Origin of the sequence: Klebsiella sp. w6, from assembly GCF_033100215.1 — a bacterium.
Classification (GTDB): domain Bacteria; phylum Pseudomonadota; class Gammaproteobacteria; order Enterobacterales; family Enterobacteriaceae; genus Klebsiella; species Klebsiella variicola.
The window spans coordinates 5,148,542-5,162,300 of record NZ_CP136907.1; the positions used below are offsets into that span (position 1 = coordinate 5,148,542).

Here is a 13,759-nt window from a genome sequence, read left to right on the forward strand (position 1 = left end):
GGGTCTCCCCAGGCGGCATGATTAACAGTGAAAACGGTTAGTCGTTGATACGCGGATGCTGCTGCACCAGACGCGACCGTTTTGCCTGCAGATCGGCGATCTCCTGATCGATATCTTCGATTTTTTGTTCGATGTTATCGTAGTGCTCGCCAAGGATTTCTTTCGCTTCCTGGATATCCGACGCCGCCGGGGTCGCCCCTTTCAGCGGGCGGTTAGCCGTCTCTTTCATCGACAGACCCGTCGCCATCCCCACCACCGCGATGACCATCAGGTAGTACGCCGGCATCATCAGGTTCTGAGTGGTTTCCACCAGCCACGCTGCCAGGGTTGGCGTCAGACCAGCAACCAGCACCGAGATGTTAAAGGCGCTGGCCAGGGCGCTGAAGCGGATGTGCGTCGGGAACATCGCCGGCAACGAGGAGGCCATCACCCCGATAAAGCAGTTCAGCACGACCGCCAGCAGCAGCAGACCAGCGAAAATCAGGCCAATCACGTTGCTGTTAATCATAATGAAGGCCGGGATCGCCAGGGCAAACAGCGCCACGCTACCAATCAGGATGAACGGACGACGGCCAAAGCGGTCGCTGAGCATACCGATAACCGGCTGCACAAACAGCATCCCGACCATGATGGCGATGATGATCAGCACCCCATGATCTTCCGAGTAGTGCAGGTTATGCGACAGGTAGCTCGGCATATAGGTCAGCAGCATGTAATAGGTCACGTTGGTGGAAATCACCAGACCAATACAGGTCAGCAGGCTACGCCAGTGCTTGGTGGCAATCTCTTTAAAAGAGACCTTCGGCCCGTCCTGCAGTCCTTCACGGTCGCCCTGCTCCATGGTGTCCACATGCTGCTGGAACGCCGGGGTCTCTTCCAGCGCATGGCGCAGATAGAGACCGATGATGCCTAACGGCAGCGCCAGGAAGAACGGGATACGCCAACCCCAGTCGAGAAAGTTCTGTTCCCCCACCACGCTGGAGATGAGAACCACCACACCGGCCCCCATCACAAACCCGGCGATGGAGCCAAAGTCCAGCCAGCTGCCCATAAAGCCGCGTTTACGGTCAGGAGAATATTCCGCGACGAAGATCGATGCCCCGGTATATTCACCGCCGACCGAGAAGCCTTGCGCCATTTTACACAGCAGCAGCAGGATCGGCGCCCAGATGCCTATCGTGGCATACGACGGAATCAGGCCGATACAGAAAGTACTTATCGACATGATCACGATGGTTATTGCGAGGATTTTCTGCCGACCATATTTATCGCCCAGCATCCCGAAAAACAGGCCGCCTAACGGACGAATTAAAAATGGAACGGAGAAGGTACCCAGTGCGGCAATCATCTGCACGCTTGGGTTGGCATCGGGGAAGAAGACTTTACCTAAGGCGTAGGCCACAAAGCCATAGACGCCGAAATCGAACCACTCCATCGCGTTACCCAGGGAGGCCGCGGTGATCGCCTTTTTCAGTTTACCATCATCGATGATGGTCACATCCTTAAGGGTGATGGGCTTTATTTTTTTCCTTTTAAGCATATTTTTCCTCTGCTACTCCGCCTTGAGTACACGCATCATCGCCGAATGACAAGGCCATTCGTATCGTGCGTCAGGAGCGGTGAATTGCTGTGCTCCTCATTTCAAGCGTAGCAGGTTTGCCTGCACTGTCTGCTGACAGAATGTACAACCGAACCTGTTGACGCCTGCTCTGGCTACTGGTGAATAAATAGAGCGGCCGATCGTGATACCTGATGAAATTGACCTGCTCCCCTTTTTTACCCTAACAGCGTTTATATCTGCGATCAACTTCACATAAATTTACCGCCCTATTACAGAGTGTCCGAAAATAAATAAGTTCATTTTACTGGCTGCTCGCAAAAATTATTTCCTCATTCCCCCTTATCCTCTGGCGGATAATTTTGGCGGTTATTCTGCTTTCACCCGAATAGTGTGATGGGTAATTTTTACTAAAAAAACACCCGACAAAAGTGGGTGATTGCGCTATAATCAGCCACACTTTCGGCTATCAGCCGCTGTTTAGAGGACCAACGTCCTGTTTTCCGACGACATCACGAGGAACGTCATGCAACTGCCACACTGCCCAAAATGCGATTCGACTTACACTTATGAAGATAACGGCATGTACATCTGCCCGGAATGTGCCCATGAGTGGAACCCTGCCGAGGCGACAGAAGAGAGCGACGTTCTGATCGTTAAAGATGCCAATGGCAATTTACTGGCCGATGGCGATAGCGTTACCGTCGTGAAAGATCTGAAGGTAAAAGGCAGCTCTTCGATGCTGAAAATCGGCACCAAAGTGAAGAATATCCGTCTGGTCGAAGGCGATCACAATATTGACTGCAAAATTGACGGTTTTGGTCCGATGAAGCTCAAGTCGGAATTCGTCAAAAAGAACTGATTTATTTCCGGGAGGTCGGCGTCATTATTTTCCTGCACCACCGTCGCCGCTCCCGATATCATCGTGCCCCACCCGCTCCCTGTGCAACCTGTTATTTTCCGCCTCAGTCCCCGCTATTTTCACTGACCATTTCGCCGCTATGCCGCTACACATTTTCGCGCTGCCGTCTGGCTCAACAGCGTCCCCGGCGACTACGCTTTACGGGTTACGGTCACTGAGGTATTCACCATGTCCTTAAGTCCCTACCTTGCCTTTGCAGGCAACTGCGCCGAGGCAATCGCCTTCTATCAGCAGACGCTGGGCGCGGAGCTGATGTTTAAAATGACCTTTGGCGAAATGCCGCCCCCGGCGCAAGAAGCGTCAGACGGCTGCCCGTCTGGCCAGAAGATGGCAGATGATGCCATCGCCCACGCCAGCCTGCGCATCAATAATGGCGAGCTGATGCTGAGCGACAGCGCCTTCGGGCCCGATGTGCATTACGCCGGCTTCACCCTCGTCCTCGATCCCAGCGATGTCGCTGAAGGCCAGCGCTGGTTCGACGCGCTGGCCGTCGGCGGGCGCATTGAGATGGCCTGGCAGGAAACGTTCTGGGCCCACGGCTTCGGCAAAGTCGTCGACCGCTTTGGCGTCCCCTGGATGATCAACGTGGTCAAACAAGGCTGACCCCGCCAGGGCGGCCCGGCCGCCCTGTCATCCGTCTGGCACCAACTCTTCATCCTTTGGTCATCATCACTTAACCGAAATGCAACATAAACCGGTCAGGATCGGCCCACAACGCGAGGGACCTCCTCGCCTATGCTGTGTGAGGCTTGATGACTATGCACCTGTCCAGACATCCGACCAGTTATCCCACGCGCTATCAGGAAATCGCCGCCCGACTTGAGCAGGAGCTGCGCCACCACTATCGCTGCGGCGACTATCTGCCCGCCGAACAGCAGCTGGCGACGCGCTTTGACGTTAACCGCCATACCCTGCGCCGGGCTATCGACCAGCTGGTTGAACGCGGCTGGGTGCAGCGCCGTCAGGGCGTCGGCGTGCTGGTGCTGATGCGACCCATCGATTACCCGCTTAATGCTCAGGCGCGGTTCAGCCAGAACCTGCTGGAACAGGGCAGCGATCCCACCAGCGAAAAGCTGCTGTCGGTGTTGCGCCCCGCCAGCGCGCATGTTGCCGAGGCCTTTGACATCAATGAGGGCGAGAACATCATCCACCTGCGCACCCTGCGCCGGGTCAATGGCGTCGCCCTGTGCCTGATCGACCACTACTTCGCCGACCTGCGCTTCTGGCCGGTATTGCAAACCTTCAGCCACGGATCGCTGCACGACCTGCTGCGCGATGAACTCGACGTCAAACTGACCCGGGCACGCACCAAAATCAGCGCCCGCCGCGCGCAGGCGAAAGAGAGCAAGCTGCTGGAGATCCCCAACATGGCGCCGCTGCTCTGCGTACGCACCCTCAACAGCCGCCAGGGCGAGCAGACCCCCATCGAATACTCCGTCAGCCTGACCCGCGCCGACATGATTGAATTTACCATGGAGCACTGAATGCACTTCGATACCGCCACCCGCCAGCGCTGGATGTCCGTGCTGGCCCACAGTGAACCGCAAGATCTTCTGGCGCGCATGCAGTCCCTGCAGCTGGCGCCGGCGTATGAATTGATTCGCACCCCGGAAACCGGGCTGGTACAGCTCCAGGCCCGCATGGGTGGCATCGGCGACCGTTTCTTTGCCGGCGACGCCACGCTCACCCGCGCGGCGGTACGTCTGGCCGACGGGACGCTCGGCTACAGCTGGATCTTAGGCCGCGACCGCCCGCATGCCGAACGCTGCGCGGCCATCGACGCCCTGCTGCAGTCGCCTCGCCATTTTCATACGTTAATGGAAACCCTGATAACCCCGCTGGAAGCGCTACGCAGCGCGCGCATTGAAGCCCGACGCGCCGAAGTCAACGCCAGCCGGGTCGACTTCTTTACCCTGGTTCGCGGAGATAACGCATGACCTTACAACCCGCTTTTACCCTGGCTGTGCAGGATGCCCAACACAGTTTTCGTCGCCTGCTGAAAGCGATGAGCGAGCCGGGGGTGATTGTCTCCCTGCAGCAGCTTCAGCACGGCTGGCAGCCATTGAACGTGGCCTCCACCAGCCTGCTGTTGACCCTTGCCGATCATGAAACGCCGGTCTGGCTCGCCAGCGCTCTGCATAACGATCTGGTGGGACAGAATCTGCGCTTTCATACCGGCGCGCCGCTGGTGGACCAGCCGCAGCAGGCGGTCTTTGCCGTCGCCAATGACGGCATCAGCGCCGAGCAGCTCAACGTCCTTTCCGCTGGCACCGTCACTGCTCCGGAAACCGGCGTCACGCTGATTGTTCAGCTCGCCAGCCTCAGCGGCGGACGCATGCTGCGCCTGACCGGGGCAGGCATTGCCGAAGAGCGAATGATTGCGCCGCAGCTGCCGGACTGCATCATCGACGAATTAACCGAACGCCCGCATCCGTTCCCGCTGGGCATCGACCTGATCCTCACCTGCGGCGAGCGCCTGCTGGCGATCCCGCGCACCACCCACGTGGAGGTTTGCTAAATGTATGTAGCCGTCAAGGGCGGCGAGAAGGCGATCCTCGCCGCTCACGCCTTACAGGAACAGAAACGGCGGGGCGATGGACGGCTTCCCGAACTGAGCGTTGATCAGATAGGCGACCAGCTCAACCTGGCGGTGGACCGGGTGATGACCGAGGGCGGCATCGCCGACCGCGAACTGGCGGCGCTGGCGCTCAAGCAGGCCAGCGGTGATAACGTCGAAGCGATCTTCCTGCTGCGCGCCTACCGCACCACCCTGCCGCGGCTGGCGGTCAGCGAACCGATTAACACTGCGGAGATGCGCCTCGAACGCCGCATCTCCGCAGTGTACAAAGACATTCCCGGCGGCCAGTTGCTGGGCCCCACCTACGACTACACCCATCGCCTGCTCGATTTTACCCTGCTGGCCAACGGCGAAGCGCCGTCTGTGCAGCAAGCCGATGGCGAAGCAGAGCCGACGCCGCACGTCTTTAGCCTGCTCACGCAGCAGGGGCTGGCGAAGGCCGAGGAAGATCGCGGCACGCCGCCCGACGATATCACCCGCACCCCGCCGGTCTACCCCTGCTCGCGTTCCTCGCGCCTGCAGCAGCTGATGCGCGGCGATGAAGGTTACCTGCTGGCGCTGGCCTATTCGACCCAGCGCGGCTATGGCCGCAACCATCCGTTTGCCGGCGAGATCCGCAGCGGCTACGTGCAGGTGGAAATCGTGCCGGAAGAGCTGGGCTTTAGCGTCAATATTGGCGAGCTGCTGCTCACCGAATGCGAAATGGTCAACGGCTTCGTCGCCCCGCAGGATGAGCCGCCGCACTTCACCCGCGGCTACGGTCTGACCTTCGGCATGAGCGAGCGCAAAGCAATGGCCATGGCCCTCGTCGACCGCGCCCTGCAGGCGCCAGACTATGACGAAGAGATTGCTGGCCCGGCTCAGGATGAAGAGTTTGTGCTGGCCCATGCCGATAACGTCGAAGCGGCCGGCTTCGTCTCGCATCTGAAACTACCGCACTATGTCGATTTCCAGGCCGAACTGGCGCTGTTGAAACGCCTGCAACGGGAGAACGAACGTGGCTAACCCACTGACTGGCTATAACTTTGCTTATCTCGACGAGCAAACCAAGCGCATGATCCGCCGGGCGATCCTCAAAGCGGTGGCCATTCCCGGCTACCAGGTGCCGTTCGGCGGTCGCGAAATGCCAATGCCCTACGGCTGGGGCACCGGCGGCATCCAGCTGACCGCCAGCGTCATCGGCGAGAACGACGTGCTGAAGGTGATTGACCAGGGCGCGGATGACACCACCAACGCGGTGTCGATTCGTCAGTTCTTTAAGCGCGTCACCGGTGTCGCCACCACCGAGCGTACCGAAGACGCCACCCTGATCCAGACCCGCCACCGGATCCCGGAGACGCCGCTGGTGGAGGATCAGATCCTGATCTATCAAGTGCCGATCCCGGAGCCGCTGCGCTTTATCGAGCCGCGCGAAACCGAAACCCGCACCATGCACGCGCTGGAAGAGTACGGCGTCATGCAGGTGAAACTGTATGAAGATATCGCCCGCTTCGGCCATATCGCCACCACCTATGCCTACCCGGTGAAGGTCAATGGCCGCTACGTGATGGACCCTTCGCCGATCCCGAAATTCGATAACCCGAAAATGCACATGATGCCGGCGCTGCAGCTGTTCGGCGCCGGGCGCGAAAAGCGGATCTACGCGGTGCCGCCCTATACCCCGGTGGAAAGTCTCGATTTCGATGACCATCCATTTACCGTGCAGGAGTGGGATGAGCCCTGCGCCATCTGCGGCTCGCGCCACAGCTATCTCGACGAAGTGGTACTGGATGACAGCGGCCAGCGGATGTTTGTCTGCTCCGATACCGACTATTGCCGCCAGCAGAGCGAGGGGCAGAAAAAATGAGCCAGCCATTACTTGCTGTGAATAACCTGACCCATCTCTACGCCCCGGACAAAGGTTTTCGCGATGTCTCCTTTGAACTGTGGCCGGGAGAAGTACTCGGCATCGTCGGGGAGTCCGGCTCCGGTAAAACCACCCTGCTGAAGGCGATCTCCGCCCGCCTGACGCCACAGCAGGGCGAGGTGCTGTACCAGCAGCGCTCGCTGTATGCCATGAGCGAAGCCGAACGCCGCCGCCTGCTACGTACCGAATGGGGCGTGGTGCATCAGCACCCGATGGACGGCCTGCGTCGCCAGGTCTCCGCCGGGGGCAACATCGGCGAACGGCTGATGGCCACCGGCGCCCGCCACTACGGCAACATTCGCGCCACCGCCGAAAAGTGGCTGCAGGAGGTGGAGATCCCGCCCTCACGCATCGACGACCTGCCCACTACCTTTTCCGGCGGCATGCAGCAGCGTCTGCAGATCGCCCGCAATCTGGTTACCCAGCCGAAGCTGGTGTTTATGGATGAACCCACCGGCGGGCTGGATGTGTCCGTGCAGGCGCGGCTGCTTGATCTGCTGCGCGGCCTGGCGGTGGAGCTGAATCTGGCGGTGGTGATTGTTACCCACGATCTCGGCGTCGCCCGTCTGCTGGCGAACCGTCTGCTGGTGATGAAGCAGGGCCAGGTAGTCGAGAGTGGCTTAACCGACCGGGTGCTCGACGATCCGCATCATCCTTACACCCAGCTACTGGTGTCGTCGGTGTTGCAGAATTGATGCTGTTTTGCCGGATGGCGGCTGCGCCTTATCCGGCCTACAGGTGCGTTATTCGTAGGCCGGGTAAGCGAAGCGCCATCCGGCACTCCAACCCCGAGAGGGCTAAAATGATCCGCGTTGAAAACATCCATAAAACCTTTGTTCTGCACCAGCAGCACGGCGTGCGCCTGCCGGTGCTGGCCGACGCCTCGCTGACCGTTAACGCCGGGGAGTGCGTGGTACTCCACGGTCACTCCGGCAGCGGCAAATCGACGTTGCTGCGTTCGCTGTATGCCAATTATCTGCCGGACAGCGGCCATATCCACATCCGCCACGGCGAGGAATGGGTGGATCTGGTCACCGCCACCCCACGCAAGGTACTGGAAGTGCGCAAAACCACCATCGGCTGGGTCAGCCAGTTTCTGCGGGTGATCCCGCGCATTTCAGCGCTGGAGGTGGTGATGCAGCCGCTGCTCGACCTTGGGACGCCGCGTGAAGCGAGCGCCGCGAAAGCCGCCCAGCTCCTGACCCGCCTCAACGTTCCGGAACGCCTGTGGCACCTTGCGCCGTCGACCTTTTCAGGCGGCGAGCAGCAGCGGGTCAACATCGCCCGCGGCTTTGCGGTCGACTATCCGATTCTGCTCCTTGATGAGCCCACCGCCTCACTGGATGCCAAAAACAGTGCTGCCGTGGTCAACCTGATCCACGATGCCAAAGCGCGCGGCGCGGCCATCGTGGGGATTTTCCATGACGAAGGGGTACGCCGTCAGGTCGCCGACCGACTGCACCCCATGGGAATGACAGCATGATTATCAATAACGTAAAACTGGTTCTCGACGACGACGTGGTCCACGGTTCACTGGAAGTCCAGCACGGTCGCATCCTCGCTTTCGCCGAAAGCCAGAGTCGGCTGCCGCAGGCGCTGGATGGGGAAGGCGGCTGGCTGCTGCCGGGCCTTATCGAACTGCATACCGATAACCTCGACAAGTTCTTTACCCCGCGACCGAAGGTGGACTGGCCGGCCCACTCGGCGATGAGCAGCCATGACGCCATGATGGTCGCCAGCGGCATCACCACCGTGCTCGACGCCGTGGCGATTGGCGACGTGCGTGATGGCGGCGATCGTCTTGAGAATCTGGAGAAGATGGTCAATGCGGTGGAAGAGACGCAAAAGCGCGGCCTCAACCGCGCCGAGCATCGCCTGCACCTGCGCTGCGAGCTGCCGCATCACACCACGCTGCCGCTGTTTGAAAAGCTGATTGACCGCGAGTCGGTGAGCATGGTCTCTCTGATGGACCACTCGCCAGGCCAGCGTCAGTACGCCGATCGCAGCAAGTACCGCGATTACTATCAGGGCAAATACCATCTCACTCACGACGAAATGGACCGTTTTGAAGCCGAGCAGATGGCCCTGGCCGCCACCTGGTCGCAGCCGAATCGTCAGACCATCGCCGCCATGTGCCGCGCCCGTCGTATCGCCCTTGCCAGCCACGACGACGCCACCGAGGCGCATGTGGCCGAATCCAGTCAGTTAGGTAGTGTCATCGCCGAGTTTCCCACCACGCTGGCCGCAGCGCAGGCTTCACGTCAGCATGGGATGCACGTCCTGATGGGCGCCCCCAATATCGTGCGCGGCGGTTCCCACTCTGGCAACATCGCGGCGCACCAGCTGGCGAGCAGTGGTTTGCTGGACATTCTCTCGTCTGACTATTACCCCGCCAGCCTGCTGGATGCCGCTTTCCGCATCGCCGACGCCGAGGATAACGCCTTCACCCTGGCGCAGGCGATCCGTCTGGTCAGCAAGCATCCGGCGCAGGCGCTGGGCCTTGACGATCGCGGCGTCATCGCCGAGGGGAAACGCGCCGACCTGGTGCTGGCGCACCGTCGCGGCGAGCATGTGCACATCGACCATGTCTGGCGCCAGGGAACGAGGGTCTTTTAATGCCGGGAAAACTGATTTGGCTGGTGGGCCCCTCTGGCTCCGGTAAAGACAGCCTGCTGGCGGCGCTGCGCGAGCGCGAGCACCCGCAGCTGCTGGTGGCCCATCGTTACATTACCCGCCCGTTTAACGCGGGCAGCGAGAATCATATCGCCCTCAGCGAACATGAATTTTTTACCCGCGCCGAGCAGCATCTTTTTGCTCTCAGCTGGCACGCCAACAATACTTACTATGGCATTGGCGTGGAGATCGACCTGTGGCTGCACGCTGGCTTTGACGTGGTGGCCAACGGCTCCCGCGCCCACCTGGCGCTGGCCCGGGAACGCTACGGCGAGGTGCTGGTGCCGATCTGTCTCGCCGTCTCGCCGCCGGTGCTCCGCCAGCGGCTGGAGCAGCGCGGCCGGGAAAACGCACTGGAAATCGCCCAGCGTCTGGATCGCGCCGCGCGCTATAAGCCGGACAATTGCCTGACGTTGAATAATGACGGGAGTCTTCGACAATCGGTTGACGATTTCTTCCGCCTGCTGCGCAGCCACGTGGCACGCGTAGAGGATCAGTCGGTATGAGTGAAAGGTGACACGATGAGCCTGACAATCCGTTTAACCGGCACCGGCGGCGCCCAGCTGGTGCCCGTCTTCGGTTGCGACTGCGCGGCCTGCCGCCGCGCCCGCCGCGAGGAGAGCCACCGACGCCGCCCCTGTAGCGGCGTGGTCACGTTCAACAGCGCCGTGACGCTGCTTGATGCCGGACGACCGGATCTGATGGAACATCATCCCGCCGGTAGTTTTCAGCAGGTGCTGCTGACCCACTACCATCTGGATCATGTGCAGGGGCTGTTTCCGCTGCGCTGGGGAGTCGGCGCGTCGATCCCGGTCTATGGCCCGCCGGACGACGCCGGCTGCGACGATCTGCTCAAGCACCCCGGCCTGCTCGATTTTAGCCATACCGTCACGCCGTTTGTGGTGTTTGACCTGCAGGGGTTGCGGGTAACGCCCCTGCCGCTCAACCACTCGAAGCTCACCTTCGGTTATCTGCTGGAGTCGGCCCACAGCCGGGTGGCCTGGCTCTCGGATACCGCCGGGCTGCCGGACAAGACGCTGAAGTTTTTACTCAACAACCGCCCGCAGGCGATGATCATTGATTGCAGTCATGAGCCGCGCGCGCAGACCCCGCGTAACCACAACGATCTAAACACCGTCCGCCACCTTAACCAGGTGATTGGCTGTCCGCGGGTGATCCTCACCCATATCAGCCACCAGTTAGATGTCTGGATGATGGATAACCCGCTGCCGACAGGTTTCGAAGCGGGATATGACGGGATGGAAATCGTGCTGGATTAAGTGCAGGTCCGTTGCGGAGCGATCAGTAGCTATCATCCAGACGACGCTGGTCGCTTTCTAACTGGCGACGATCCTGATCGAGCTGGCGCTGGCGTTCGTCAAGCTGGCGGCGGCGATCGTCCAGTTGCCGTTGTCGATCGTCATACTGACGCTGGCTGTCGCGGCTCTGCTGACGGCTCCCCTGATAGCGCCCGTCATCATACCGGCCATCATCATCGTATCTGTCGTCGTCATCGGAGCGGTTGCTACCCGGGTTATAGGCGTCGTTAATGGCTTGCTGAATATTGCCGATCGCGTCATCGATAATATCGGCGCGAGCGGCCAGGCTGGTCAGCGACAGGGTGCAAAAGAGCAGTGCGGTTGCGTAACGTTTCATCGGGGCCAATCTCGTCAGAGTCCTGCCGCTACCTTAATCAAGCGTACAACCCCCGAGTAGCGGAGGAATCTCAAATCCTCGCGTACGCCGCGCTCAGCGCCTGCGCCAGCTGGGCGCGGGTAAACGGCTTACGCAGCCACTCCACTTCCGGCAGGGCCGGATTCTGCGCCGGACGCAAATCCTGGCCGCTGATCAGCAGCACCGGCAGCGCCGGAAAGCGGCGTCGGGCGGTATGGATCACGTCGGCGCCGCTCAGCGCGCCGGGCAGCATCAGATCGCTAATCAACAGCGCGATATCCGGCGACGCCTCCAGCAGCTGCAGCGCCTCTTCGCCACTCGGCGTCTCCAGCGTCAGCCAGCCCAACTGATGCAGCTGTTCACACAGCGTCTGGCGTACATCTTCTTCATCTTCCAGCACCAGCGCCAGCCGTTCTCCCGCCGGCAGCGGCTCGTCCTCCGCTGGCGCCACCGTCGTCTCAACCTCGGTCATCGCCCGCGGCAGCTGCAGCCGCACCGTCGTCCCCTGCCCCGGCGCGCTCTCCAGCGCCACCCGGCCGCCCGACTGGCGCACAAAGCCATACACCATCGACAGTCCCAGACCGCTGCCGCTGCCGGTGGCTTTGGTGGTGAAGAACGGTTCAAACACCCGGGCTTTCACCGCCTGTGACATCCCGCTGCCATGATCGATCACCTCCAGGACCACCATATCCTGCCGCTGACCGCTGCTGCGGGTGACCCGCTGATTCCAGGTGCGTATTTTGATAACCCCGTCGCGCCCGGCCATGGCGTCACGGGCGTTCATCACCAGATTGATCAGGGCGTTTTCCAGCTGGCCAACGTCTATCCATGCCGGCCACGCCGGCGACTGCGCCTCAATCTCCAGACTTAAGGTCGCCGGCAGGGAGTGACGCATCAGCTCGCTGAGGTTCTCCAGCAGCGGCGCCATCGCCACCGCCTGGGGATGCAGCGCCTGTTTGCGCGAAAAGGCCAGCAGCCGCTGAGTCAGAAGCGCCCCACGCTCCGCCGCCTTCAGCGCCCTGGAGAGGCGCGGCGCATCGCGTGCGTCCGGTTCCACCAGCTCGAGGCTGCCGATGATCACCGCCAGCAGGTTGTTAAAGTCATGCGCCAGCCCCCCGGTCAACTGGCCGACGGCCTTCATCTTCTGGCTGTGCAGCAGCGCTTCTTCAAGCTCCTGGCGCTTAATTCGATCGATCTCCATCTGGGTGGTCTTCTCTTTCAGTAGCCGGGTGGTGTGCTCCAGCGACGCCGTATTGCGGGCGAAAACGTTAAAGGCTCGCGCCAGCTCGCCCAGCTCATCGCGCCGCTGCAGGGCCGGCACCGAGACGTTCGGCTCCCCCTGAGCCAGCCGCGACATCGCCAGGGAGATGGCGGTCAGGTTCGAGCCAAGGTTACGGTAGATATACCACCCGGCGCAGCCGGTGATCGCCAGCGCCAGCAGCGCGGAAAGCAGAATAAACATGCTGATGGAGCGCAGCTCCCGATGGCTCTGCGCTGCCCGCTGCTCTGAGGCTTCCGCCACCCGGGTCACGTACTGATTGATATCCTCGTTAAGCAACGCGACCAGCGCTTTGATGTGGTACATGTACCAGCTGATCGTCAGGTCGCTCTCCTCCAGCTGGGCCGACAGCGGGGCCAGCGTCGCCAGTTCCCGGGTGACGTCGGGCAGGAAAAACGCCAGCGCGGGATCGGCGCTGCCTGCCGGCAGGTCGCCGCGCAGCTGGTCGAGCTGCAGAACGATCGACCGCGGCGTAACGGTATGGATCGCGGCCACGATCAGCCGGTCCATCTCGGCCAGCCGGCGCGGATCGATCGCCTTATCCCCGCCGCGATCGTTAAGATCGGCGAGATGGCGCAGGTTGCTCTGATTCTGGTAAAGCGAACTCAGCAGCGCATTGCGCTGCAGATGGCGGCGCTGGCCGCGCTCCAGCATCTCCGCCACGCTCTGCTGCAGCGCGTTGCTGCGGCGAATAATATTGGCCACCCGCGCCTGCTCCTGCTGCGCCAGCGGGGCCGCCGCCAGCTGGGCCAGCGAGTGCTTCAGCGCCTGCTGCGTCGCCAGCAGCCGTTCCGCTTCGCTTTTGTACTCCAGCGCCCCCACCACCTGCGACAGGCGCACCGCCGCCGTGGCGACATTCGCCGTGTCCCGCGCCAGATCCATACTGCCGCGCATGTCGTTGAGAGTCTGGCGCTGCACCTGCTCCTGCAGCTGGCTGGCGTGGTGAAAGCCGAACACCGCCACGCCGCTCACCAGCAGGGTGACCACGCCCATCAGCAGATTAAAGGAGAGCAGGCGGCCACGGGCGCTGGTGAAAAACGGGTGTCGGCGAGCGGTCATAGCAACTCCAGTGAAGGATCGGTCGGCAGATAAGCGTGACGGTGCAGAAAATGACGCCGCGTAACTGTGATCGCGGTTAACTATTTATCACTATGACAAATATGAATGGA

Annotated in this window: 15 protein-coding genes; 12 read left to right on the forward strand and 3 right to left on the reverse strand. The window is 61.1% G+C overall.

What is annotated here, in order from left to right:
- Nucleotides 1-37 precede the first annotated feature (37 nt).
- On the reverse strand, nt 38-1,540 hold the full coding sequence (gene proP / locus R0140_RS25095) for a glycine betaine/L-proline transporter ProP (RefSeq protein ID WP_008807240.1): 1,503 nt from the start codon (nt 1,538-1,540) through the stop codon (nt 38-40).
- Between the two features lie 544 nt (nt 1,541-2,084).
- On the opposite strand from proP, the gene R0140_RS25100 reads away from it, so the two are divergent.
- From R0140_RS25100 to phnP, 12 genes are all read left to right on the forward strand, one after another.
- Nucleotides 2,085-2,420 carry a zinc ribbon domain-containing protein YjdM gene (locus R0140_RS25100; RefSeq protein ID WP_008807241.1) on the forward strand — a complete coding sequence of 112 codons (336 nt, stop codon included), beginning with the start codon at nt 2,085-2,087 and terminating at the stop codon, nt 2,418-2,420.
- A gap of 228 nt (nt 2,421-2,648) precedes the next feature.
- Complete coding sequence (yjdN, locus tag R0140_RS25105; RefSeq protein WP_002885221.1) at nt 2,649-3,083, forward strand: VOC family metalloprotein YjdN; 435 nt, start codon at nt 2,649-2,651, stop codon at nt 3,081-3,083.
- A gap of 155 nt (nt 3,084-3,238) precedes the next feature.
- Nucleotides 3,239-3,964: a phosphonate metabolism transcriptional regulator PhnF gene (phnF, locus tag R0140_RS25110; RefSeq protein ID WP_032701139.1), complete on the forward strand. Its 726-nt coding sequence runs from the start codon at nt 3,239-3,241 to the stop codon at nt 3,962-3,964.
- Complete coding sequence (gene phnG / locus R0140_RS25115; protein ID WP_008807243.1) at nt 3,965-4,417, forward strand: phosphonate C-P lyase system protein PhnG; 453 nt, start codon at nt 3,965-3,967, stop codon at nt 4,415-4,417.
- Nucleotides 4,414-4,998, forward strand: a complete 585-nt coding sequence (gene phnH / locus R0140_RS25120; protein WP_008807244.1) for a phosphonate C-P lyase system protein PhnH — start codon at nt 4,414-4,416, stop codon at nt 4,996-4,998. Before phnG ends, phnH begins: the two co-directional genes overlap by 4 nt.
- Complete coding sequence (locus tag R0140_RS25125; protein WP_008807245.1) at nt 4,999-6,063, forward strand: carbon-phosphorus lyase complex subunit; 1,065 nt, start codon at nt 4,999-5,001, stop codon at nt 6,061-6,063.
- Nucleotides 6,056-6,904, forward strand: a complete 849-nt coding sequence (locus tag R0140_RS25130) for an alpha-D-ribose 1-methylphosphonate 5-phosphate C-P-lyase PhnJ (RefSeq protein WP_002885202.1) — start codon at nt 6,056-6,058, stop codon at nt 6,902-6,904. Before R0140_RS25125 ends, R0140_RS25130 begins: the two co-directional genes overlap by 8 nt.
- The gene (phnK, locus tag R0140_RS25135; protein ID WP_012543148.1) at nt 6,901-7,659 is read left to right on the forward strand and encodes a phosphonate C-P lyase system protein PhnK; all 759 of its coding nucleotides are present in this window, start codon (nt 6,901-6,903) and stop codon (nt 7,657-7,659) included. Before R0140_RS25130 ends, phnK begins: the two co-directional genes overlap by 4 nt.
- 107 nt (nt 7,660-7,766) lie before the next feature.
- The gene (gene phnL / locus R0140_RS25140; protein WP_008807247.1) at nt 7,767-8,447 is read left to right on the forward strand and encodes a phosphonate C-P lyase system protein PhnL; all 681 of its coding nucleotides are present in this window, start codon (nt 7,767-7,769) and stop codon (nt 8,445-8,447) included.
- Nucleotides 8,444-9,580: an alpha-D-ribose 1-methylphosphonate 5-triphosphate diphosphatase gene (gene phnM, locus R0140_RS25145; protein ID WP_016160122.1), complete on the forward strand. Its 1,137-nt coding sequence runs from the start codon at nt 8,444-8,446 to the stop codon at nt 9,578-9,580. Before phnL ends, phnM begins: the two co-directional genes overlap by 4 nt.
- A complete protein-coding gene (phnN, locus tag R0140_RS25150; RefSeq protein ID WP_023339424.1) occupies nt 9,580-10,143 on the forward strand; it encodes a ribose 1,5-bisphosphokinase in 564 nt (187 codons plus the stop codon). The genes phnM and phnN overlap by 1 nt, the downstream gene beginning before the upstream one ends.
- 15 nt (nt 10,144-10,158) lie before the next feature.
- Nucleotides 10,159-10,917 (forward strand): phosphonate metabolism protein PhnP, encoded by a 759-nt coding sequence (gene phnP / locus R0140_RS25155; RefSeq protein ID WP_008807250.1) that lies wholly within the window; start codon nt 10,159-10,161, stop codon nt 10,915-10,917.
- Nucleotides 10,918-10,939: 22 nt separating this feature from the next.
- Here the strand turns inward: phnP and yjdP are convergent, their stop codons facing one another.
- Together yjdP and R0140_RS25165 are read right to left on the reverse strand one after the other, a co-directional pair.
- The gene (gene yjdP / locus R0140_RS25160) at nt 10,940-11,293 is read right to left on the reverse strand and encodes a DDRRRQL repeat protein YjdP (protein WP_012543151.1); all 354 of its coding nucleotides are present in this window, start codon (nt 11,291-11,293) and stop codon (nt 10,940-10,942) included.
- A gap of 70 nt (nt 11,294-11,363) precedes the next feature.
- Entirely contained in the window at nt 11,364-13,649 is a 2,286-nt protein-coding gene (locus R0140_RS25165; protein WP_032741338.1) for an ATP-binding protein, read from the reverse strand.
- Nucleotides 13,650-13,759: the final 110 nt, after the last annotated feature.

Bases quoted from the DNA above. Each gene is read 5' to 3' on its own strand.
- proP (WP_008807240.1), bottom strand. From the start codon at position 1,540: ATGCTTAAAAGGAAAAAAATAAAGCCCATCACCCTTAAGGATGTGACC.
- R0140_RS25100 (WP_008807241.1), top strand. From the start codon at position 2,085: ATGCAACTGCCACACTGCCCAAAATGCGATTCGACTTACACTTATGAA.
- yjdN (WP_002885221.1), top strand. From the start codon at position 2,649: ATGTCCTTAAGTCCCTACCTTGCCTTTGCAGGCAACTGCGCCGAGGCA.
- phnF (WP_032701139.1), top strand. From the start codon at position 3,239: ATGCACCTGTCCAGACATCCGACCAGTTATCCCACGCGCTATCAGGAA.
- phnG (WP_008807243.1), top strand. From the start codon at position 3,965: ATGCACTTCGATACCGCCACCCGCCAGCGCTGGATGTCCGTGCTGGCC.
- phnH (WP_008807244.1), top strand. From the start codon at position 4,414: ATGACCTTACAACCCGCTTTTACCCTGGCTGTGCAGGATGCCCAACAC.
- R0140_RS25125 (WP_008807245.1), top strand. From the start codon at position 4,999: ATGTATGTAGCCGTCAAGGGCGGCGAGAAGGCGATCCTCGCCGCTCAC.
- phnK (WP_012543148.1), top strand. From the start codon at position 6,901: ATGAGCCAGCCATTACTTGCTGTGAATAACCTGACCCATCTCTACGCC.
- phnL (WP_008807247.1), top strand. From the start codon at position 7,767: ATGATCCGCGTTGAAAACATCCATAAAACCTTTGTTCTGCACCAGCAG.
- phnM (WP_016160122.1), top strand. From the start codon at position 8,444: ATGATTATCAATAACGTAAAACTGGTTCTCGACGACGACGTGGTCCAC.
- phnN (WP_023339424.1), top strand. From the start codon at position 9,580: ATGCCGGGAAAACTGATTTGGCTGGTGGGCCCCTCTGGCTCCGGTAAA.
- phnP (WP_008807250.1), top strand. From the start codon at position 10,159: ATGAGCCTGACAATCCGTTTAACCGGCACCGGCGGCGCCCAGCTGGTG.
- yjdP (WP_012543151.1), bottom strand. From the start codon at position 11,293: ATGAAACGTTACGCAACCGCACTGCTCTTTTGCACCCTGTCGCTGACC.
- R0140_RS25165 (WP_032741338.1), bottom strand. From the start codon at position 13,649: ATGACCGCTCGCCGACACCCGTTTTTCACCAGCGCCCGTGGCCGCCTG.